Annotated in this window: 14 protein-coding genes and 1 pseudogene; 9 read left to right on the top strand and 6 right to left on the bottom strand. The window is 67.0% G+C overall.

Annotated features, from left to right (window positions below; all coding sequences use genetic code 11):
* Window positions 1-191: 191 nt before the first annotated feature.
* Window positions 192-413 carry a hypothetical protein gene (locus ABFP37_RS14470; protein ID WP_056628651.1) on the top strand — a complete coding sequence of 74 codons (222 nt, stop codon included), beginning with the start codon at window positions 192-194 and terminating at the stop codon, window positions 411-413.
* A gap of 182 nt (window positions 414-595) precedes the next feature.
* On the opposite strand, the gene ABFP37_RS14465 is transcribed toward ABFP37_RS14470, so the two are convergent.
* The 4 genes from ABFP37_RS14465 to ABFP37_RS14450 form a co-directional block, all read right to left on the bottom strand.
* Window positions 596-1,921 (bottom strand): RNA polymerase sigma factor, encoded by a 1,326-nt coding sequence (locus tag ABFP37_RS14465; RefSeq protein ID WP_078026842.1) that lies wholly within the window; start codon window positions 1,919-1,921, stop codon window positions 596-598.
* A gap of 258 nt (window positions 1,922-2,179) precedes the next feature.
* Window positions 2,180-3,523 (bottom strand): DUF4192 domain-containing protein, encoded by a 1,344-nt coding sequence (locus tag ABFP37_RS14460; protein WP_078026843.1) that lies wholly within the window; start codon window positions 3,521-3,523, stop codon window positions 2,180-2,182.
* Window positions 3,524-3,666: 143 nt separating this feature from the next.
* Entirely contained in the window at window positions 3,667-5,007 is a 1,341-nt protein-coding gene (locus ABFP37_RS14455) for an MFS transporter (protein WP_078026844.1), read from the bottom strand.
* Window positions 5,008-5,054: 47 nt separating this feature from the next.
* Complete coding sequence (locus tag ABFP37_RS14450) at window positions 5,055-5,993, bottom strand: PAC2 family protein (RefSeq protein WP_078026845.1); 939 nt, start codon at window positions 5,991-5,993, stop codon at window positions 5,055-5,057.
* A gap of 256 nt (window positions 5,994-6,249) precedes the next feature.
* Between ABFP37_RS14450 and ABFP37_RS14445 the strand changes: the two genes are divergently transcribed.
* The 5 genes from ABFP37_RS14445 (at window position 6,250) to ABFP37_RS14425 (ending at window position 12,404) form a co-directional block, all read left to right on the top strand.
* Window positions 6,250-7,773, top strand: coding sequence for a leucyl aminopeptidase (locus tag ABFP37_RS14445; protein ID WP_078026846.1), 1,524 nt, complete (start codon window positions 6,250-6,252; stop codon window positions 7,771-7,773).
* Window positions 7,774-8,013: 240 nt separating this feature from the next.
* Window positions 8,014-9,396, top strand: coding sequence for a dihydrolipoyl dehydrogenase (gene lpdA / locus ABFP37_RS14440; RefSeq protein ID WP_347033989.1), 1,383 nt, complete (start codon window positions 8,014-8,016; stop codon window positions 9,394-9,396).
* A gap of 116 nt (window positions 9,397-9,512) precedes the next feature.
* Window positions 9,513-11,255 carry a 2-oxoglutarate dehydrogenase, E2 component, dihydrolipoamide succinyltransferase gene (gene sucB, locus ABFP37_RS14435; protein ID WP_347033988.1) on the top strand — a complete coding sequence of 581 codons (1,743 nt, stop codon included), beginning with the start codon at window positions 9,513-9,515 and terminating at the stop codon, window positions 11,253-11,255.
* Between the two features lie 154 nt (window positions 11,256-11,409).
* Window positions 11,410-11,760 (top strand): hypothetical protein, encoded by a 351-nt coding sequence (locus ABFP37_RS14430; RefSeq protein WP_078026849.1) that lies wholly within the window; start codon window positions 11,410-11,412, stop codon window positions 11,758-11,760.
* A 212-nt stretch (window positions 11,761-11,972) separates the two neighbouring features.
* The gene (locus ABFP37_RS14425) at window positions 11,973-12,404 is read left to right on the top strand and encodes an OsmC family protein (RefSeq protein ID WP_078026850.1); all 432 of its coding nucleotides are present in this window, start codon (window positions 11,973-11,975) and stop codon (window positions 12,402-12,404) included.
* 115 nt (window positions 12,405-12,519) lie between these two features.
* Here the strand turns inward: ABFP37_RS14425 and ABFP37_RS14420 are convergent, their stop codons facing one another.
* Complete coding sequence (locus ABFP37_RS14420; RefSeq protein ID WP_347033987.1) at window positions 12,520-16,002, bottom strand: S41 family peptidase; 3,483 nt, start codon at window positions 16,000-16,002, stop codon at window positions 12,520-12,522.
* A 74-nt stretch (window positions 16,003-16,076) separates the two neighbouring features.
* Here ABFP37_RS14420 and ABFP37_RS14415 point away from each other — a divergent pair, with 74 nt between their 5' ends.
* Window positions 16,077-16,970: a TIGR01777 family oxidoreductase gene (locus ABFP37_RS14415; protein WP_347033986.1), complete on the top strand. Its 894-nt coding sequence runs from the start codon at window positions 16,077-16,079 to the stop codon at window positions 16,968-16,970.
* A gap of 39 nt (window positions 16,971-17,009) precedes the next feature.
* Here the strand turns inward: ABFP37_RS14415 and ABFP37_RS14410 are convergent, their stop codons facing one another.
* Window positions 17,010-18,704, bottom strand: coding sequence for a serine/threonine-protein kinase (locus ABFP37_RS14410; RefSeq protein ID WP_347033985.1), 1,695 nt, complete (start codon window positions 18,702-18,704; stop codon window positions 17,010-17,012).
* A gap of 137 nt (window positions 18,705-18,841) precedes the next feature.
* Here ABFP37_RS14410 and lipB point away from each other — a divergent pair, with 137 nt between their 5' ends.
* Together lipB and ABFP37_RS14400 are read left to right on the top strand one after the other, a co-directional pair.
* Window positions 18,842-19,510, top strand: coding sequence for a lipoyl(octanoyl) transferase LipB (lipB, locus tag ABFP37_RS14405; RefSeq protein WP_078026854.1), 669 nt, complete (start codon window positions 18,842-18,844; stop codon window positions 19,508-19,510).
* Window positions 19,507-19,836 (top strand): annotated as a pseudogene (locus ABFP37_RS14400) (lipoyl synthase); the annotation flags it as partial. The gene lipB and the pseudogene ABFP37_RS14400, both read left to right, overlap by 4 nt.

The following is a 19,836-nucleotide window of genomic DNA, read 5'->3' as shown; positions in this document are numbered from 1 at the left end:
GGCGTTAAAAAGCTCCCTCTAGCCTAGTCCTGCGGGGCCGTTTCACCCTGCTGCCACTCCCGCCGCAGCGTCAGGCGGACCCCGTTCGTTACGCAGACGTGATACGCGGACAGCGAAAGTGACACATCCTTGCCATGGTTTGGCTGCGAATGCTGGTTATATAGATGTACAGATCTACTAAGGAGGCCGACATGACCACAGCAGTTGCCGACCGCACACTCACTGCGGCTGACCGTTGCGACCGTTGCGGTGCGCAGGCATACGTCCGGGTTGTACTCGAGTCCTCCGGAGGCGAGTTGCTGTTCTGCGCTCACCATTCACGTGCCGTCGAAGCGACCCTCAAGCCGCTGAGCTCGGACTGGCACGACGAGACGGGCCGGCTTCACGAGAAGGCACCGGTACCGGTCGACTAGACCACGCCGCTGAAAAGCGCGAAGCAAAAAGCCAGGGCTCCCGGCAAGGGACCCTGGCTTTTTTCTGCCTGAAAGCAGAAGCCAGGTTCTGCCAAAAAGCAAAAGCCAGGGCCGCCACCCGGATTATCCGGCGGCGGCCCTGGCTCTAGCGTCCAATCCAAAGCTCCTGTATCAGGAAGCTCCTAGTCCAGGTAGTCCCGCAGGACCTGGGACCGCGACGGGTGCCGCAGCTTGGACATGGTCTTGGATTCGATCTGGCGGATACGCTCACGCGTGACACCGTAGACCTTGCCGATTTCGTCTAAAGTCTTCGGCTGACCGTCCGTGAGGCCAAAGCGCATGGCCACCACTCCGGCTTCGCGCTCGGACAGCGTATCCAGCACCGAGTGGAGCTGTTCCTGCAGCAGCGTGAAGCTCACGGCGTCGGCCGGAACCACGGCTTCGGAGTCTTCGATGAGGTCGCCGAACTCGGAATCCCCGTCCTCGCCGAGCGGCGTGTGGAGGGAAATCGGTTCGCGGCCGTACTTCTGGACTTCGACAACCTTTTCCGGCGTCATGTCGAGTTCGAGGGCCAGCTCTTCGGGCGTGGGTTCCCGGCCGAGGTCCTGCAGCATCTGGCGCTGGACGCGGGCGAGCTTGTTGATGACCTCAACCATGTGGACCGGGATACGGATGGTGCGGGCCTGGTCGGCCATGGCGCGGGTGATGGCCTGGCGGATCCACCACGTGGCGTAGGTCGAGAACTTGAAGCCCTTGGTGTAGTCGAACTTCTCGACAGCACGGATGAGGCCCAGGTTTCCTTCCTGGATGAGGTCGAGGAAGAGCATGCCGCGGCCGGTGTAGCGCTTGGCCAGCGACACCACGAGGCGGAGGTTCGCCTCAAGGAGGTGGTTCTTGGCGCGCTTGCCGTCATGGATGATGAATTCCAGCTCACGCTTGAACTTCGGATCCATGGAACCGTCGTCGGCGTTGATCTTTTCCTCGGCGAAGAGTCCGGCCTCGATCCGGAGGGCGAGGTCAACCTCCTGCTCAGCGTTGAGGAGGGCGACCTTGCCGATCTGCTTCAGGTAATCCTTGACGGGGTCGGCTGTGGCGCCGGCGGACATGACCTGCTGGACGGGGGCGTCGTCGTCATCGGCATCGGAGTAGACAAATCCAGAGCCAGTGGGCGCTGCGGCACCCTTGCCTGCCTCGTCGGCTTCGTCAACGAGATCCGCGCTGTCGGGTGATACGTCGTCGAGATCCTCTTCGACGTCCGCATCGTCATCGGACGTGGAGCGGCTTCCGGCAGCTTCGGCTGCCGCCTTGGCGCCGGGCTTGGGGCCGCGCTTCTTGGGCTCGGGCTTGGAAGCGGCAGACGCTGAGCCGCCATCGGCGATCGCGGCATCCTTGACAGCCTTGTTGGCGGCGCGGGTGGCTGCACGCTTGGCGTTAGTTGCCGCCTTCTTCTCCTCGGCTGACGCATCGGCCAGGGCGGCGGGTTCCTTCTTCGCGGAAGACGGGGTCACAGAAAACCTTTCTAGCGGCGGTCTGTGGAATCACCATACGGGCAACACCACTATGACCCTGTCAAGTCCGTGATTGATATCAGGTGCAACCGCGGCTGGCAGAGCCATTAAGTAGAACTGCCGGAGCGGCCGCAATGTTCCCGTTTCCGGGTTCAATTGCAAGCACTGATTCACGGACCCAACCGGGTCTCGGCAACCATTGTCTCATGTTTTCCCCGTCATGGCCGCTGGGGGTGTAATCCGGGGGCGGGGCTCCCCTTACGCGGATCCGCCACCCTGGGCGGCGTCGGTGCCGAATTTCTGCCAGGCCGCCTCGCGGCGGCTGGCCCAGCCACAGATGGTTCCCCGGCGGACCACTTCGGAAAGCAGTTCCGCGAGCCTGTATCCCGGGCTGGCCTCCAATGCCTGACTCAGCGAGGCGTGCGCGAAGGACCCCCTCCCCCGGCACCATTCGATCCATCCTTTTGCCGTCAGCGCCGCAGCCCGCGCTTCCCCCGGCCCGCGGGACGACAGCTGAAGCATCAGGTCCTCGAGCCGCTTCATCGTCTCCCAGTCGGGCAGCGCGGGGCTCAGGCCCAGGAGGACTTCGCCGTATCCGGGCACGGGCGCGGATCCGCAACCGGAGGGCGCGCCTTGGTCTGCACGGCCGTCGCTGCCGCCGGCAGGGTCAGGCCGGACTGCCGGCGCGGGCAAACCCGACGGAACCGGATCGCACGGGGACCGATCAGACAGTGCCGGACCGGACACCGGCAGGGGTGTCCGCGCCGAGAAGATCCCGAATTCCTCCGCGCCTGCCTCAGCCGCTGGACGTCCCGCGGCCGCCATGACCAGGACGGCGTCACGCCACGCCGGCACGCACAGGCAGGCCCGCAGGAATCCGGCCATTTCCGGCGGAAGGCCGGCGCCGGGTCCGCCGGGTGCGGCGGGTGCGGCCGCCAGCACCCTTTGCCACACGTCCAGGACCCGTTCGAACTGGGGCCTGCTGGCCCGCCTGCTGTCAAGCTCGCCGGCCCAGCGCTGTTCGGCGGCCTCCACGGCTTGGTCCTGCGTAGCCTGCGGGATATGGTCCCCGGCCGGGGATGTTCCGGGCGGCGCCCCGACACTGCTGCCAAGGAACACCATCTCGGCGTTGAGGCGGCTGTCGCGGATCTCAGCCACAGGGCGGCCGGGCAGCGGGCAGCAGCCGGCGTCAGTGCAGTAGGCGTTGCGCCAGTACTCATCGCCGACGTACCAGGCATCCCGCACTGGCATCCCGGCGAGTCCGAGCGCACATTCAAGATCAGCCATCAGCAGCCGGCCTGCACCCTGGACGGATTCCCCCGGCCCGGCGGCGGCCGCCCAGCCGTCATTCGTGAAGAACATCAGCAGGGAGCCGTCGGCGTGGTCGTCTGCCAGCAGGTAGCCGGCCACGGTCCGGGCGAAGTGTTCCCGTTCGCGGCGGGATCCGGTGGCGGGCAGATCGACCCGGAGCGTGGCTCCGAGGCGCTTGCCCTGCATGGTCATGGCCACCAGGCTGCGGGACGGCCAATAACCCAGGCTGTGCGGAACGTAGCCGAGGATGTCTTCGGGGCCGGTGATGGTGAGGTGCTGGGGTGCTGTCATGCATCCAGCTTCGGCCAGTTAGTTACCGCCCGGTATGCAGGACTTTGGCTATGTGAATATTTTTGGCTATGTGAATACGGCCCGTTTGTGGAGGGACAGTGCCGGTCTGGAGACCGCGGGCTGCGTGACGGCGTCTTGCGGTATTAGTCGCGGGACGGCGTGTTGCGCCGGATGTTCTTCGCCCTGCGCTGTTCGGCCATGGCCTTGAGCAGCGGCTGCACCACCACGCCCTGGGCCGCCATCTGGCGGCGCACTTTGCGGCGGACCACCAGCATGGCGACGGCGCCGATTCCGATCAGCAGGAAATGCACGGACAGGGCGACGCGGAACGGCTCCAGGCCGTACAGCACCCCGTTGGAGAACCCCGTGGCATACAGGATGTCCAGCACCGCGCCGATCAGGTAGATCGCCACAAGGGCGGCGATGAACCCGCCGACGTTGACGATGCCCGTGGCAGTACCGATCCGGTGGGCCGGGTTGAACGTGCGGGCGAAGTCGAAGCCGATCATGGACCCCGGCCCTCCGATGGCCAGCACAACAATGAGGCCGGCCAGGAGCCACAGGGGCGAGCGGCCCGGGTAGAGCAGTACGGCGGCCCAGGCTGCGGCGGTGGCGCCGGCAATGAGGAGAACCATGGTGGAACGCCGGAGCGGGTGCCGCGAAACGAAGCGGCCGATCACCGGACCGGCACCGATGGCGCCCGCCACGTACAGGGCCATGAGCGAGGCAACCGTGCTGGCGTCGAGCCCCTGGGCCGAAATCAGGAACGGATAACCCCAGGTCATGGCAAAGACGGTGCCGCTGAACTGGATGGTGAAGTGGCTCCACAGGCCAAGCCTGGTGCCCGGCTGCTTCCAGGCCCGGGAAAGGGACACGCCGGTGGCGCGCAGGCCTTTCGTCGCTGGCTGGGCAGGAGTGCCGTGCGGAAGGTCCTGCAGCAGCAGGACCACCAGTACGACGGCGACTCCGGACAGTCCTGCCAGGGACAGGAAGGCGGGCGTCCAGCCAGCCGAATGCAGCATCAGGGCGAACGGCACCACGCTGATCAGCTGCCCGAGCTGCCCGGACATGCCGGTGAGCTGCGTCAGCAGCGGCACCCGGGCGGGGGCGAACCAGAGCGGGATCAGCCGGATGACCGAGATAAACGTCATGGCGTCGCCGGCGCCCACCAGGACGCGGCCCAGCACGCCGGCCGGAACGCTGTCAGCGAAAGCGAGCTGCAGTTGGCCGAGCCCCATGAGCACTGCTCCGCCGGCAATCATCGCCCGGGAGCCGAACCTGTCCACCAGCACGCCCACCGGAATCTGCAGTCCCGCGTATACGAGCAACTGGAGGACAGTGAAGAACGAAATCGCCGAAGCACTGGCATGGAACCGCTCCGTCGCCTCGAGGCCGACCACGCCGAACGACGTACGCTGGGTCACAGCCACCAGGTACGAAAAAATGCCGATCGACCAAACGAGCCAGGCGCGGGGTGCAGTCACCCTTACATTATGCCCGGACGCCGCAAAAATCGTATTTTATTGACGGCTTATTGAGCCGGATTTTCGCGGGCCAAGTAGGCCTCCACGGCCGCACCGAGCGCATCGCCGTCGGGCAGTTCGTCGTTCTCGTCTGCCAGCAGGGATCGCCGCACCGTGCCCTCCGCCTTCTCGTCGTAGCGGGCCTCCAGCTTGGACACCACCTGCTGCACCTCTTCGGAGGCCTCGATCTGCTCGGCAATCTGCCGGCCCACTTCGCGCCCGGATTCCCGGAGCCTGTCCGTGGGGAGCATCAGCGACGTGGCAGCACCGAGATACTCAAGTCCCGCCACGGCCGCGGTGGGGTATTCGGCTTCGGCGAGATAGTGCGGAACGTGAATGACGTAGCCGGCGACGTTCCGTCCCGCCTCCGTCAGGCGGAGCTCCAGCACATGCCCCACGGCGGCAGGAACTTCGACGGTCGGCTTCCAGACCGAGATGCCCTCGATGAGTTCGGGGCGGTTGCCGTGCACCGTCACGCCCACCGGCCGCGTGTGCGGCACCGGCATGGGGATGGAGTGGATCCACGTCACAAGGTTGACGTCCAGTTCCTCCACAATGTGCACAACGGCCCGGGCGAAGCGTTCCCACTGCAGATCCGGCTCAAATCCGCCGAGGAACAGGAACGGACTCCCCAGCCCGTCAACCAGCCGGTACAGCGCCAGGCTGGGGGCCTGGTAGTCCTGCAAATGGTCCTCCACGAAGGACACGTGGGGGCGCCGGGAACGGTAATCGATCAGCTGGTCGGCATCGAACACAGCAACGCGTTCGGAATCGAGGGTGTCGAGGAGCTCGGCCGTGATCTGCCTGACCACATGGCCGGCGTCGGCAAAACCGGTAAATCCCATCACCAGATTCAGCCCGCGCAATTCGGGGCTGTGGAACAGCTCAATGTTCTTGGCATAGAGCGCATCGGGGTCCAGCAGCGAGCCGGAAATCCGTTCAAACACGGCGAGTTCCTTTCGTGGTCGGAGGGTTAATGTCCATAACGCTGGGCAACCATACGGAATTCCTCATCCTGCTGTGGCGCGGCTCTCAATGAATCCGGCTCCTGCGCCGCCGAGAGACTACGATCGGAACTGGCCTTCACTGAGGGCCACTGCTGCCGGCGGCCTCCCACACGGACCGCGGCCGGGTACCCATGGCAGGGCGCCTAACATGCACTTCCTGCCCGAAATAATCACAGAGAATTGAGGACTGATCCTCGTGGTCAAGAATACTGAAATCAACCTTAGTGCCATTGCGCGGGACCTGAAGAAGGCAGCCAGCGACGCAGTTGTCATCGGCGTCGGCCAGGGGGCGGACGGTCCTGTCCTGCTGGAGAATCCGCTGACGGCGAAGTCGGCCGAGGCCCTGGCCGATTCGTTGAAGGTTCTTGGCATCACCGGGGCCGCGGACCAGGCAGTCCGCCTGCCTGGGCTCCCCGAGACGGGTTCCGGAGTCCTGGTGCTGGCGGGAGTCGGCAAGGTCAGCAACGGCCAGCGGTTGTCCGGCGAGGCCCTGCGCCGCGCTGCAGGCTCCGCCGTCCGCCAGCTCGCCGGGCTCTCGTCTGTCACACTGGCCTTCCCGACGGCGGATGTCGCCGACGTGGCGGCTGTCGCCGAAGGCGCCGCGCTGGGAGCCTACTCCTTCACCGAGCACCGGTCCTCCAAGGACGGCCTCAAGGAACCGGTCAGCAACGTGGCCATCTTCACCGAGCTGGCCGGCGACAAGCAGCTCGAACCCGCTTTTAAGCGCGCCGGCCTCCTCGGCCGGGCAGTCAACGCCACCCGTTCGCTGGTGAACCAGCCGCCGAGCCACCTCTACCCCGAATCTTTCGCCGAAGCGGCCAAGGAACTGTCCAAGGGCCTGCCCGTCAAGGTCACGGTGTGGGACGAGAAGCGCCTCGAGAAGGAAGGCTTCGGCGGCATCATGGGCGTCGGCAAGGGCTCGGCCCGCCAGCCCCGCCTCGTCAAGGTGGAGTATGCGCCGGCGAAGGCCACCCGGAAGATCGCACTCGTGGGCAAGGGCATCACTTTCGACACCGGTGGCATCTCCATCAAGCCGGCCCTCGGCATGGGCGACATGAAGAGCGACATGGCCGGTGCCGCCGTCGTCCTTAATACAGTGCTGGCCCTCGCGGGCCTGGGCCTTCCGGTCAAGGCAACCGCCTGGCTCTGCATCGCGGAGAACATGCCGTCCGGCGCGGCGTCCCGTCCGGCCGACGTCCTCACGATGTTCGGCGGGAAAACCGTTGAAGTCCTCAACACCGACGCCGAGGGCCGGCTGGTCATGGCGGACGGCATTGTCGCGGCGAGCCAGGAATACCCGGACGCCATCATCGACGTCGCCACGCTGACAGGGGCGCAGCTGATCGCGCTCGGAAACCGCACGGCAGGTGTCATGGGTGCGGACAGCGTCACCGGCCCGCTCAAGGCGGCGGCGGACCGTGCAGGGGAGCTCGTCTGGCCCATGCCGCTGCCGGAGGAACTGCGGCCCAGCATCGATTCGCAGGTGGCGGACCTGGCCAACATCGGCGAGCGTCACGGCGGCATGATGACCGCGGCGGTGTTCCTGCGCGAGTTCGTGGGGAAGGGCAAGGACGGCCAGCCCATCCCGTGGGCGCACATCGACATCGCGGGCCCCTCCTTCAACAACGGCGCGCCCTACGGCTACACACCGAAACAGGGCACCGGCTGCACGGTGCGCACGCTGGTGGCCTACGTTGAGGATCTCCTGGCCGCGGCCTGACCGGTGACGCGGCTGTGTGACGGGCGGCGTGATCCGCCCGCCACACAGCCGCGTGACACTCGACACAAGCGCTCCACAAATGTCCCGGCAAGGTGGAGCATGGATAAGTGGTTCGCTAAGGTGAACCACGGTAGTCACAAATGAAAGGGAACCGGCCTGCTGGCATAATCACGGCAGAGCAAGTTCCAAGACCAGATGATGCGTACTCTCGTGTCATCGTTCACGCGAGGGAGCGTCTAAGTGGCCGATCAGGCAACTGCGCAAGAATTCGACATCCTGGTACTCGGTGGCGGCAGCGGCGGATACGCCACGGCCCTCCGGGCCGTTCAGCTTGGCTTCACTGTCGGCCTCGTGGAGAAGGGCAAGCTGGGCGGGACCTGCCTGCACAACGGCTGTATCCCCACCAAGGCGCTGCTGCACTCGGCCGAACTGGCTGACCACGCCCGCGACTCCGCCAAGTACGGCGTGAACGTCACCTTGGACGGCATCGACATCACGGCCGTCAACGCCTACAAGGACGGAATCGTCGCCGGTAAGTTCAAGGGACTGCAGGGCCTCATCAAGTCCAAGGGCATCACCGTCATCGAAGGTGAGGGCAAGCTCCAGGGCACCGACACCGTCGTCGTCAACGGCACCGCTTATAAGGGCAAGAACATCGTCCTCGCCACGGGCTCCTACTCCCGTTCGCTTCCCGGCCTTGAAATCGGCGGCCGCGTCATCACTTCGGACGAAGCGCTGACCATGGACTACATCCCCAAGAGCGTCATCGTCCTGGGCGGCGGCGTGATCGGCGTCGAGTTCGCTTCAGTGTGGAAGTCGTTCGGCGTGGACGTCACGATCGTCGAAGGCCTGCCCTCGCTGGTCCCGAACGAAGACGCCACCATCGTGAAGAGCCTCGAGCGGGCCTTCAAGAAGCGCGGCATCAAATTCTCCACCGGCACCTTCTTCCAGGGCGTCGAGCAGAACGACAACGGCGTCAAGGTCACGCTGGTTGACGGCAAGACGTTTGAAGCCGAACTCCTCCTGGTCGCCGTTGGCCGCGGCCCCGTCACGGCCAACCTCGGCTATGAAGAGGCCGGCGTCACCATCGACCGCGGGTTCGTCATCACCAACGAGCGCCTGCACACCGGCGTCGGCAACGTCTACGCCGTGGGCGACATCGTTCCCGGTGTCCAGCTGGCGCACCGAGGCTACCAGCAGGGCATCTTCGTCGCCGAAGAAATTGCCGGCCTGAAGCCCGTCATCGTCGAGGACGTCAACATCCCGAAGGTCACCTACTGCGAGCCTGAAATCGCCACTGTGGGCTACACGGAAAAGGGCGCCAAGGAAAAGTTCGGCGAGGACCAGGTCGAGACCCAGGAATACAACCTCGCCGGCAACGGCAAGAGCTCCATCCTCGGCACCGGCGGCCTCGTCAAACTGGTCCGCCAGAAGGACGGCCCCGTCGTCGGCGTCCACATGATCGGCTCCCGCATGGGTGAGCAGATCGGCGAAGCCCAGCTGATCGTGAATTGGGAAGCCTACCCGGAGGATGTGGCCCAGCTGCTGCACGCCCACCCGACCCAGAACGAGGCGCTGGGCGAAGCCCACCTCGCCCTCGCGGGCAAAGCCCTCCACGGCTAACGCAGCTCCGCAAAACAACAGGGCTTAGTGCACCCGGCATGATCCGCAGGGTGCACTAAGCTCGAACAAGCCAGCAATCATCCGCACTAAAGATCAATAAGGAGAACGGGGACGACATGTCTGAATCCGTTAACTTGCCCGCCCTCGGTGAGAGCGTCACCGAAGGAACCGTCACCCGCTGGCTCAAGCAGGTAGGTGACCGGGTAGAGGTGGACGAGCCGTTGCTCGAAGTCTCCACCGACAAAGTAGACACTGAAATCCCCTCTCCGATCGCCGGCGTCATCGAGGAAATCCTCGTTGCCGAAGACGAAACCGCAGAAGTTGGTGCTCCGCTGGTCCGCATCGGTGACGGTTCAGGCGGCGGGTCCGCCCCCGCCGAAGCCGCTCCGGCCGAGGAAGCACCGGCCGCCGAAGAGGCGCCTGCCGAGGAAGCACCCGCCGCCGAGGCACCCGCCGAGCAGGCTCCCGCCGCCGAAGAGGCTCCCGCCGCGTCCGGCGAAGGCCACGAAGTGACCCTCCCCGCACTGGGCGAGAGCGTCACGGAGGGCACTGTGACCCGCTGGCTCAAGGCCATCGGCGACACCGTTGCAGTGGATGAGCCGCTCCTCGAGGTCTCCACGGACAAGGTGGACACCGAGATCCCGTCGCCTGTTGCCGGCACGCTCCAGGAAATCCGCGTCAACGAAGACGAAACGGCCGAGGTCGGCTCCGTCCTCGCGGTCATCGGCTCCGGCGCTGCTGCCCCGGCCGCCGCACCCGCACCCGCCGCTGCTCCCGAGAAGGCGGCCGAAGCGCCGGCTGCTGCACCCGAGAAGCCGGCCGAGGCACCTGCCCCGGCTCCGGCCAAGGAAGAAGCTCCGGCACCTGCCGCCCAGGCACCTGCTGCTCCGGCTGCCGCTCCTGCTGCTGCCCCGGCCGAGGCACCTGCGGCCGGCGCCGAGTCCGGCTACGTCACTCCGCTGGTGCGCAAGCTTGCCAACCAGCAGGGCGTGGACATCTCCTCCCTCACCGGCACCGGAGTGGGCGGGCGCATCCGCAAGCAGGACGTGCTCGCTGCCGCCGAGGCCAAGGCAGCGCCGGCTGCAGCGCCGGCGGCCCCCGCCGCTTCCGCCGCTCCGTCCGCTGCGGCATCATCGCTGCGCGGCACGACGCAGAAGGCCCCGCGCATCCGCCAGGTCATTGCCCGCCGCATGCGCGAGTCCCTCGAGATCTCCACCCAGCTCACGCAGGTGCACGAAGTGGACATGACCAAGATCGCCAAGCTGCGCCTCAAGGCCAAGAACTCGTTCCAGGCCCAGAACGGCGTCAAGCTCACCTTCCTGCCGTTCATTGCCAAGGCAGTGGCCGAGGCCCTCAAGCAGCACCCGAAGCTCAACGCTGCGTACGACGAGGACAAGCAGGAAATCACCTACCACAACGCCGAGCACCTGGCGATCGCGGTGGACACCGACAAGGGCCTGCTGGTCCCGGTCATCTCCGATGCCGGCAACCTTAACCTGGCCGGCCTGGCGGGCAAGATCGCAGATGTGGCCGGCCGCACCCGCGACGGCAAGATCGGCCCGGACGAGCTGTCCGGCGGCACGTTCAGCATCACCAACATCGGATCCGTCGGCGCCCTGTTCGACACCCCGATCATCAACCAGCCGCAGGTGGGCATCCTTGGCACCGGTGCGATCGTCAAGCGCCCCGTGGTGGTGGCCGATGAGAACGGCGACGACTCGATCGCCATCCGTTCCATGATGTACCTGTCCCTGACGTACGACCACCGCCTGGTGGACGGCGCCGATGCAGGCCGCTTCCTGCAGTCCCTCAAGGCCCGCCTTGAAGAGGGCGCGTTCGAAGCGGATCTGGGACTCTAAGCTCCGGAATTTCGGCGGCGGCGGCCGTCCGGGACACGGTGGGAAACCACCGGCAGACCCGGCGGCCGCCGCCGTTTTCCGTTGCTGCTGGTCGCGTTCCGACCCACGCCCGGGCTTACTACGAAGCGTAGAAACATCTGGCTAGACTGATGCCATGATAATCGTCTATAACATCATGGTCTTCCTGCACATCGTCGGCGCCGCGATGATCGTCGGCATCTGGATCGGCAACATGAAGAAGCCCACCGTCCACCCCCGGCAGTTTGACGGCGCGGCTCTCCAGATCATCACCGGCATCGTCATGATGGGCCTGATTCCGGCGCTCGACATGGACGCCAACTACTTCAAGCTGGGCATCAAGTTCGCCATCGCCCTGGCCGTCGGCGTACTGGCCTTTATGGGCCGCCGGAAGTACAAGAAGGGCGAGGACATCTCAGCCGGCCTGGCACACAGCGTCGGCGGCCTGGCGCTGCTGAACGTGGCCATCGCCACCCTCTGGAACTGACAGCCACTTTTTCCATACGACGACGGCGACGCACCCACCGCGGGGGCGTCGCCGTCGTCGTTCTTCGCGTTAGCCTGCCGCCGCCTACCGCGGCCGGTCATAATCCTCTGACAGCGGACAACCCGTGCGCCCGCGCCGGCTAATCCATAGGATTGTGCAGGAAGGATCGGGCGTCAGCCGGGTCCTGATTGAACCCAAGCTAAGGAGTGGACATGGCAGCAACACGCACCGCACACACTGTATGGAACGGCGACCTGATTACGGGTGCCGGCAACACGACGCTCGACAGCTCCGGACTGGGCACCTATGAGGTCACCTGGAAGGCGCGCACGGAGGCGTCAGAAGGCAAGACCAGCCCGGAAGAGCTGATCGCCGCAGCCCACTCCGCCTGCTTCTCCATGGCCTTCAGCCACGCGCTGGCCCAGGCCGGCCACACCCCGGAAGAGGTGCACACCAAGGCGGACGTCACGTTCGTGCCGGGCACCGGCATCACCGGCAGCCACCTGACCCTGAACGCGAAGGTCCCAGGCATTTCCGAAGAGGAATTCCAGAAGATCGCCGGGGAAGCCAAGGTCGGCTGCCCTGTTTCCGGTGCCCTCGCCAGCATCGACATCACCTTGGACGCCACGCTCGCCGCTTCCTAATTTCGGGCCAGGCTGCTTAGCGGCCGGGCCGCACAGCAAAAGGCCCCGTCCCGGTCTGGAGAATCCAGCCGGGAACGGGGCCTTTTGTATGTGCGGTTCAGGGGCGCCCGGGGCGTCAGCCGTCCGCGGGCCGGCGGGCCGGCAGCGGCTCCGGGCGCAGCCGGCGGTAGCCTTCGCGGGCCGGCGGCCGGTCTGTGGGAAGCTCCTGGACCATTTCCTTCAGGGCGCCGATTCCGTACTCCAGCTGCGGGTCGCGTCCTGCCGCGTAGGCGTGCGGCGGGAACGTCACCTCGATGTCCGGCGCAACACCGTAGTTCTCGACGCTCCAGCCCACGCCGCCGGCGAACCAGGTGGCGTAGCGCGGCTGGGTCACCCCGGTGCCGTCGGCCAGCGTAAAGCGGCTGTCGATGCCGACCACTCCGCCCCAGGTGCGGGTCCCGATCACGGGGCCGATCCCGCGCAGCTTCGACACCTGGGTGATGATGTCGCCATCGGAACCGGCGAATTCGTCGGCCAGGATAATGACCGGCCCCCGCGGTGCGTGGTGCGGGTAGGTCCGCGGCTTCTCGCCGCGCGGCATGCTCCAGCCGGTCACCTTGCGACCGATCAGCTCGGCCACCAGCTGGGAGGTGTGCCCGCCGCGGTTGCGGCGCACGTCAACGATGAGCCCGTCCAGCGCCGTTTCGGTGTCCAGGTCGCGGTGGAGCTGCGCCCAGCCGTTGGCCATCATGTCCGGGACATGCAGATATCCGAAGCTTCCGCCCGAGGCTTCGCGGACGGTGCGCCGGTTCGCGGAGACCCAGTCCTGGTAGCGGAGCCGTTCTTCGTCCTTGATCGGAATGACGGCGATGCGCCGCTGGGCTCCTGCTGCCGGGCCGTGACCTGCTCCGTTGCGGATGGTGAGTTCCACCGCACGGCCGGCCGCGCCGACCAGCTGCATGGCGGGTGTGAGGGTTTCCGTCAGCCGGACACCGTCGATCGCGAGCAGGACGTCCCCGGCCTTGGCGTCGGCTCCGGGGCGGGTCAGCGGCGATGTTGCCAGCGGATCCGAGGATTCGCCGGCTAGGATGCGGACAATCTCCCAGCCCTCCCCCGTGAACGCCAGGTCGGCGCCAAGGCGCCCCTGGCCGTTGCTGCCGTTCTCGGTCGCGGCCGCGGGCCGGACGTAGGCGTGGGAGGTGCCAAGCTCGCCGTGAAGCTCCCACAGCAGGTCCACGAGGTCGTCGTGCGAGCCCAGCCGGTCGACCAGCGGCCGGTAGCGCTTGTGGATTGAGGCCCAGTCCTGGCCCGCCATGTCCTCGGTCCAGAAGAAGTCGCGCTGCAGCCGCCATGCCTCGTCGAAGGCCTGGCCCCAGACGCTGAGGGGGTCCATCAGGACGCGGATCCTCGTCAGGTCCACCTTGACCAGCTGGCCGGACTCCTCATCCGCCTTCACGTCGGAGGGCACCACCCGGACCTGCTTGTCGTGGACCAGCACCACTTTTTTGCCGTCGCCGGACACCCGGTACCTGTCGAGCGCCTCGACGATAGTGGCTGTCTTGCGCTTGGCAAGGTCGAACCGGACCAGGCCGGGCGCAGCGTCCTTGTCCTCCAGGCTCGCCCTGCCATCGCCGGTGACGCCGGCGAGGGGGCTGTCCAGCCACAGCAGGGCACCTTCGGCAGCCGTCAGTGACGAGTAGTTGCCCTGCGGGACGGGCACGCTGATGACCCGGTGTGACAGGCCGTCGGCGTCCACCCTGACTGTGGCGGGCTGTCCGGGCTGTTCTTCCGCCCCCACCGGTGCTGAATCCGCTTCGACGGAGAGGTCCACGCTGGGACCGAAGGGTGATGCTGTCTCCGCCGCAAGCGCCACCAGGTAGGGCTTGATCGGGCTGGGGAAGGACAGGTCAAAGGAATGCCCGTCGTACACGGGATCAAAACTGCGGTTGGACAGGAATGCGAGGAACTTTCCGTCCGGCGTGAACGACGGCGACTCGTCACGGAAGCGACCGTCGGTCACCTCAACGATCCCGGACTGCCCGGCGGCAACCGGGACGAGGCGCAGGCGGCTGCGGGAGCCGAACGACGTTACGGGTTCCGACCACGCCAGCCATGCGGAGTCCGGTGACCAGCACAGGTCCTCGATGCTGCCTTCGCCGATGCTCGTCACGGCCGTGATGGTCCCGTCGCGCGCGTCGGCCAGGAAAACGTCGCCGAACGCCGTGCCGACCGCCACCCAGCGGCCGTCGGGGCTCGTCTCCATGGCGCTGGCCCGCGACGGCTTCGGGAAGGAAATCTTCAGCGAGGCCGGGCCTGCCGGTGCCGTTCCCGGCCGGCCGGCCTGGTCCTCCGCCGCGGCGGCGGGAGCGACGTCCGCCGCCGAGTCATCGGCGACCGTCAGCCCGGTGCCGTGGCCAACAAGTCCGGCCGCGGACACGGGAAGCGGCAGGGAGACTCCGGAGGACGCCGGGTCCTGCTGCGCCGTGTCGGGCGCCATCGGGGAAACCGGCGCCTCTGCCTGCACTTCCAGCTGCGGAGCAATCTCCTTGATGAACAGGGACTCGTCGCCGTCAAGGTCGGCGACGTAGGCGATGCGTCCGTCCGTCAGGGGGCGCGGAAGCCGGGCGCGGACGCCCGGAGTGGCTTCGACGACCCGGGACGGCCCGTCCTTGTGCCGCAGCCAGTGGACGGTGCCGTGGGCCTCGACGGCGCTGGCGGCTCCGGTGCTGTCCGGGCGGACGTCGCCGAGGTGCTTGGCGGCCTTGAGCATGGCGGGACGCCGGCCCTGCGAGGCGGATCCGAGCTTGATCTCCAGCCGGACGGCCTCGGATGCCAGGTCAGGGAGGATCCACAGCTCGCCGGCGGATTCAAAAATGACCCGTTTGCCGTCGGTGGATGCGTGGCGCACATAGAAGTCTTCGTGGTCCGTGTGGCGCCGGAGGTCTGTGCCGCCGGGCAGCACCGAATAGAGGTTGCCGTAGCCTTCGTGGTCCGAAAGGAACGCGATCCGCCCGTCCACCCACATGGGATCGGCCAGGTTACCGTCAAGGTCCGGCAGCAACCGTTCAAACTCGCCGTTGCCGTCGGCGTCGATCCACAGCTTGCCGGCTGTGCCGCCGCGGTAGCGCTTCCACCACGCCGGTTCGCGGGACAGGACGCTGCCCAGAACCACCGGCTTTTCATCTCCGACAACAGGCCCGAAGGCCACGGATTCAACCGGCCCGAACGGGAGCTCCTCGGCCCAGCCGCCGTCGGTGGACAGCCGGTAGGCATGCGTGTGGCGGCTCTCCGCCTGCCGGAACGCGCTGGTGACGACGACGTCTCCTGCCGGCGTAAAGCCCTTTACCCTCGTGGTGCTGTGGCCAAAGAAGGTCAGCTGGCGGTATCCGCCGCCGTCGACGTCGGCGATGACAACTTCGGGGGCTGTTCCCTGCACGACCGTCCAGACCAGCCGCTTGCCGTCCGGGGTGAACCGGGGATTGCGGGCCGGCAACTGGAGCGAGGAGACGCGCCAGGCGCGGCCACCGTCGAGCGGCGCGATCCAGACGTCGTCCTCGGCCACAAACGTGACCAGATCGCCGTGAACATGCGGGAATCGGAAGTAGCTCGAAGAGGTCATCGTTCGATCATAGTCAAAGTCAACAGAGGCTTCCGGGAGGTGCCGTACCGTGCCGGGACATGGTGAGATGGATCATGCGAATCGTCATGGCCGGCTCCTCGGGGCTCATCGGATCCGATCTCTCCTCCCGCCTCATCTCGGACGGACACGACGTCACGCGGCTGGTCCGGAGGCCGCCCAACGCCGCGGCCGAAGTCCGGTGGGATCCTGCGGCCGGCAGCCTTGACCCGGCCTGCCTTGAGGGTGCCGACGCGGTCATCAACCTCTGCGGGGCCGGCATCGGCGACAAGCCGTGGACGCGCGGCCGAATCGACGAACTTTTCCGCTCACGGCTCGACCCCACCCGGACACTCACGGCAGCGATGCGCCACCTCGACGCTCCGCCGAAAATCTTCATCAGCCAGTCCGGCGCCGGATATTACGGCAACGCCGGGCAGAACCTTGTCACGGAGGAATCACCCGCGGGCGCCGGCATCATGGCACGGATCTGCGTTGAGTGGGAGGCCGCAGCCCGTGAGGCGCCGCCGGGCGTCCGTGTGGTGACTCCCCGCTCGGCCGTAGTGCTGAGCAGGTCCGGAGGTGCGCTGGGCCGGCTCCTGCCGCTGCTGCGTGCAGGCCTTGGCGGCCCCCTGGGCAACGGCCGCCAGTACTGGCCGTGGATCACTCTTCCGGACATTTCCTCCGCTTTCGCTTTCCTCATGACGTCCGCCCTCTCCGGCCCGGTCAACGTCTCAGCGCCGCAGGCCGCCGACGTCAATACCCTGGTGACCGAGCTCGCCGCGGCGCTGCACCGGCCGGCACTGCTCCGTGTGCCGGCGCCCGCGCTGCGGCTGGTCATGGGCAAGCTGGCGGACGAGCTCCTGCTCGCCAGCCAGCGGATGGAGCCCGCACTGTTGCGGGGCGACGGGTTCAGGTGGCAGCATCCTTCGGTCCAGGGCGCCGCCAGCTGGGTGGTCGGCGGCTCCTGACCGCAGGCCCGACGTCGTCCTGCCGCCGGCGCGGTGCGGTCATGCCGCGGGCAGGATGTCGGCAATCCGCCACATCCCGTTCACGGGGACAAGGATCAGGCGCAGCTCCGCGCCCGGCTGCGGACCGCCAACGGCGACCACCGTGCCGTCGGCCAGCCGCTCCTCGTATCCGGACGTGGCCGACGTCAGCGCGACCACCGCCCTGGCCTTCGTGCTTTCCTGCAAGGTCCGGACCGAGGTGAGGCTCGTGGTGAACCCGGCCAGGACGCTCCCGGAATCCTGCAGCCGCGCGCTGATCTTGCGGTCGGCCTCCGCCGCCGGCGAGTTACGCGCATTGACCTCGTCCAACAGCTCCGGCTTTCCATCCCTGAAGGCCATCGACCGCAACCAGGCCAATCCCTTGACTGCTTCAGCCGGATTTCCCGCCCGTAGCTGGCTCCGCACGGCATCGGGGACCGTTGCCGATCCCGGCTCCGGTCCCGGAGCAGCAGGCGCGGTCCCGACCACGGGCGGGCGTCCGGCAGTTCCTCCCTGGATGTGGTCCGCCGACTGCCCCCACGGCACCAGCAGGAATGCTCCGGCGACGGCCGAAGCCGTCACAAAGCCGGCCCATGCGGCGGTGCGACGACGGCGCGGACCGGCAGTTGCTGACCGCCGGGAGGAGAGCTGCTGACTCTCCGTTGCGGCCCGCCTGGCATGGCGGGGCGGCGCGGGGGCCGGCTCCGGGACAGGACGGCCACCGCCGCGCCGCTGCCTGACAGCGAGAATCAACGGGGAAGTGGACAGGCGCCTCCCCCAGGCCCGGACGCGGTCCCGGCGGGGGCCGGACGGCGGGCCCTGCCGGCGCGTCAGGAGTTCGGGCAGCACCGTCGCGTGCACGGAGCTGGACAGGTCCACGGGGGTAGCGCGGGCGCTGCGGTAAATGGCGGTGGCGAGTTCCGGGGCGGCCGGCCGCTGCCTCCGGTCTTCGCTCAGGCCCGCCTCCAGCGCCGCTGCCAATTCAGCCGGGACTTCCGGAACGAGCACCGAAAGCGGGGGCCTGTCGGCCGCCGGAAGGGGTGGCGCGCCGGTGAGGCAGTACCAGCCGAGGGCTGCCACAGCATAGACGTCGCGTTCAGGCTGCAGCCCTGCCCGGACGGCATCCACCGGAGCAGGATCAGTGAAGCCGTCAGTACCAAGGTCCGCAGCGCCGGAGGGATCCCCCACCATCCGTGCCACGCCGAGGTCTGCGAGCAGCGGCTTGCCGTGCGCGGAGAACAGCACGTTTCCGGGAGAGACGTCGGAATGGGTGAATCCCCTGCCGTGGAGGTAGCCGAGAACCTGCGCGACAGGCGTCAGCACGGTCACGGTTTCGCCGACGCTGAGCCTGCCGCGGGCGCGGATGAGCTGGCCCAGTGAACCGCCGGAGGCATAGTCCATGAGCAGCCCCACCCCGTCGCCTCCCGGTTCGACGATCCGAACGACGTCGTGGGCCTTAACCAGGTGCTCGTGGTCAAGGACGGACATGATTAGGATTTCCCGGCGGAGGTCCTCCTCCAGAACGGCGCCTGTCCCGGCGGCACGGTTGCCCGCGCCTGCGTCCAGGCATTTCAGGGCCAGCGTCCGTCCGGTTGCTTCCTCGGTCACAAGCCACACCGCAGCGCTCCCGCCGCGGCCCAGCCAGCGGCAAACCCGATAGCCGGCTGCCCTCGGTTCGCCGCCGGACTGCCCCGTTTCCTGCCCCACCTCGTCCATGGCTTAAGGATTACCGGAAACGGCGGCATCCTGCAGAAGTTATCCACAGGCGGCGCAGGCGTGAGCCGGCCCGCAGCCGGATGAGAGCTTGGGCACAGTATCGGGCAGGATTGCGCCCGGGGTCTAAGCTGGATGCCATGACTCTTGAGTTCACACAGCTGGGTCTCGCCCCGGAATTTGTGGATTACACGCATGCCTGGGATCTCCAGCGCGAAATCCACGAGAATGTCCTGGCCGGCAAGGCCCCCAGCACAGTACTCCTGCTCGAACACGCCGCCGTTTACACCGCAGGTAAACGCACGGAAGACCACGAGCGCCCATTCGACGGCACCCCGGTGGTGGCGGTGGACCGCGGCGGCAAGCTGACGTGGCACGGCCCCGGCCAGCTCGTTGGGTACCCCATCATCAAGCTGAAGAACAAAGCCGGAATCCGGGACTACGTCGAACGGCTTGAGGCCGTGATCATCGCCGTCCTCGCCGACTACGGCATCACCGCCGTCCGGATCAAGGGCCGTGCCGGCGTCTGGATCGCCGAGGACGACAAGGGTCCCGCCCGCAAGATCGCTGCCATCGGCATCCGCGTCAACGAGGGCGTGACCATGCATGGATTCGCTATCAACTGCAACAATGATTTGGCCCCGTACGGCCAGATCATCGCGTGCGGAATCACCGATGCCGGCGTGACCACCATCGCCCGGGAGACCGGCCGGGACGTCGCCCCGGCAGACCTCGTTTCGCGGATCACCGAAGAACTGCGCAAGAATGAAGACGCCCTAGTTGCAACCCCCGAAGGAGCTCTACTGTGACACTGGCACCAGAAGGCCGGAAGATGCTGCGCATTGAGCAGCGGAACGCGGCCACCCCGGTGGAGCGCAAGCCGGAATGGATCAAGGCCAAGGTCCAGATGGGCCCGGAGTTCGTCCAGCTCAAGAACCTGGTCAAGAAGGAAGGCCTCCACACCGTGTGTGAGGAGGCCGGCTGCCCGAACATCTTCGAGTGCTGGGAAGACAAGGAAGCCACGTTCCTGATCGGCGGCTCCGAATGCACCCGGCGCTGCGATTTCTGCCAGATCGACACCGGCAAGCCCTCCCCGGTGGACGTCTTCGAACCCACCAAGGTGGCCCGCTCGGTC

The sequence above is a fragment of the Burkholderia sp. RS01 genome (genome assembly GCF_039748055.1).
Lineage (GTDB): Bacteria > Actinomycetota > Actinomycetes > Actinomycetales > Micrococcaceae > Arthrobacter.
The sequence above is the reverse complement of the archived record's forward strand: the minus strand, read 5'-3'. Positions and strand labels throughout refer to the sequence as shown.

Coding starts and splice junctions, on each gene's coding strand:
- ABFP37_RS14470 (WP_056628651.1), top strand. CDS start 192: ATGACCACAGCAGTTGCCGACCGCACACTCACTGCGGCTGACCGTTGC.
- ABFP37_RS14460 (WP_078026843.1), bottom strand. CDS start 3,523: ATGACAGCACCCCAGCACCTCACCATCACCGGCCCCGAAGACATCCTC.
- sucB (WP_347033988.1), top strand. CDS start 9,513: ATGTCTGAATCCGTTAACTTGCCCGCCCTCGGTGAGAGCGTCACCGAA.
- ABFP37_RS14430 (WP_078026849.1), top strand. CDS start 11,410: ATGATAATCGTCTATAACATCATGGTCTTCCTGCACATCGTCGGCGCC.
- ABFP37_RS14425 (WP_078026850.1), top strand. CDS start 11,973: ATGGCAGCAACACGCACCGCACACACTGTATGGAACGGCGACCTGATT.
- ABFP37_RS14420 (WP_347033987.1), bottom strand. CDS start 16,002: ATGACCTCTTCGAGCTACTTCCGATTCCCGCATGTTCACGGCGATCTG.
- ABFP37_RS14415 (WP_347033986.1), top strand. CDS start 16,077: ATGCGAATCGTCATGGCCGGCTCCTCGGGGCTCATCGGATCCGATCTC.
- ABFP37_RS14410 (WP_347033985.1), bottom strand. CDS start 18,704: ATGGACGAGGTGGGGCAGGAAACGGGGCAGTCCGGCGGCGAACCGAGG.
- lipB (WP_078026854.1), top strand. CDS start 18,842: ATGACTCTTGAGTTCACACAGCTGGGTCTCGCCCCGGAATTTGTGGAT.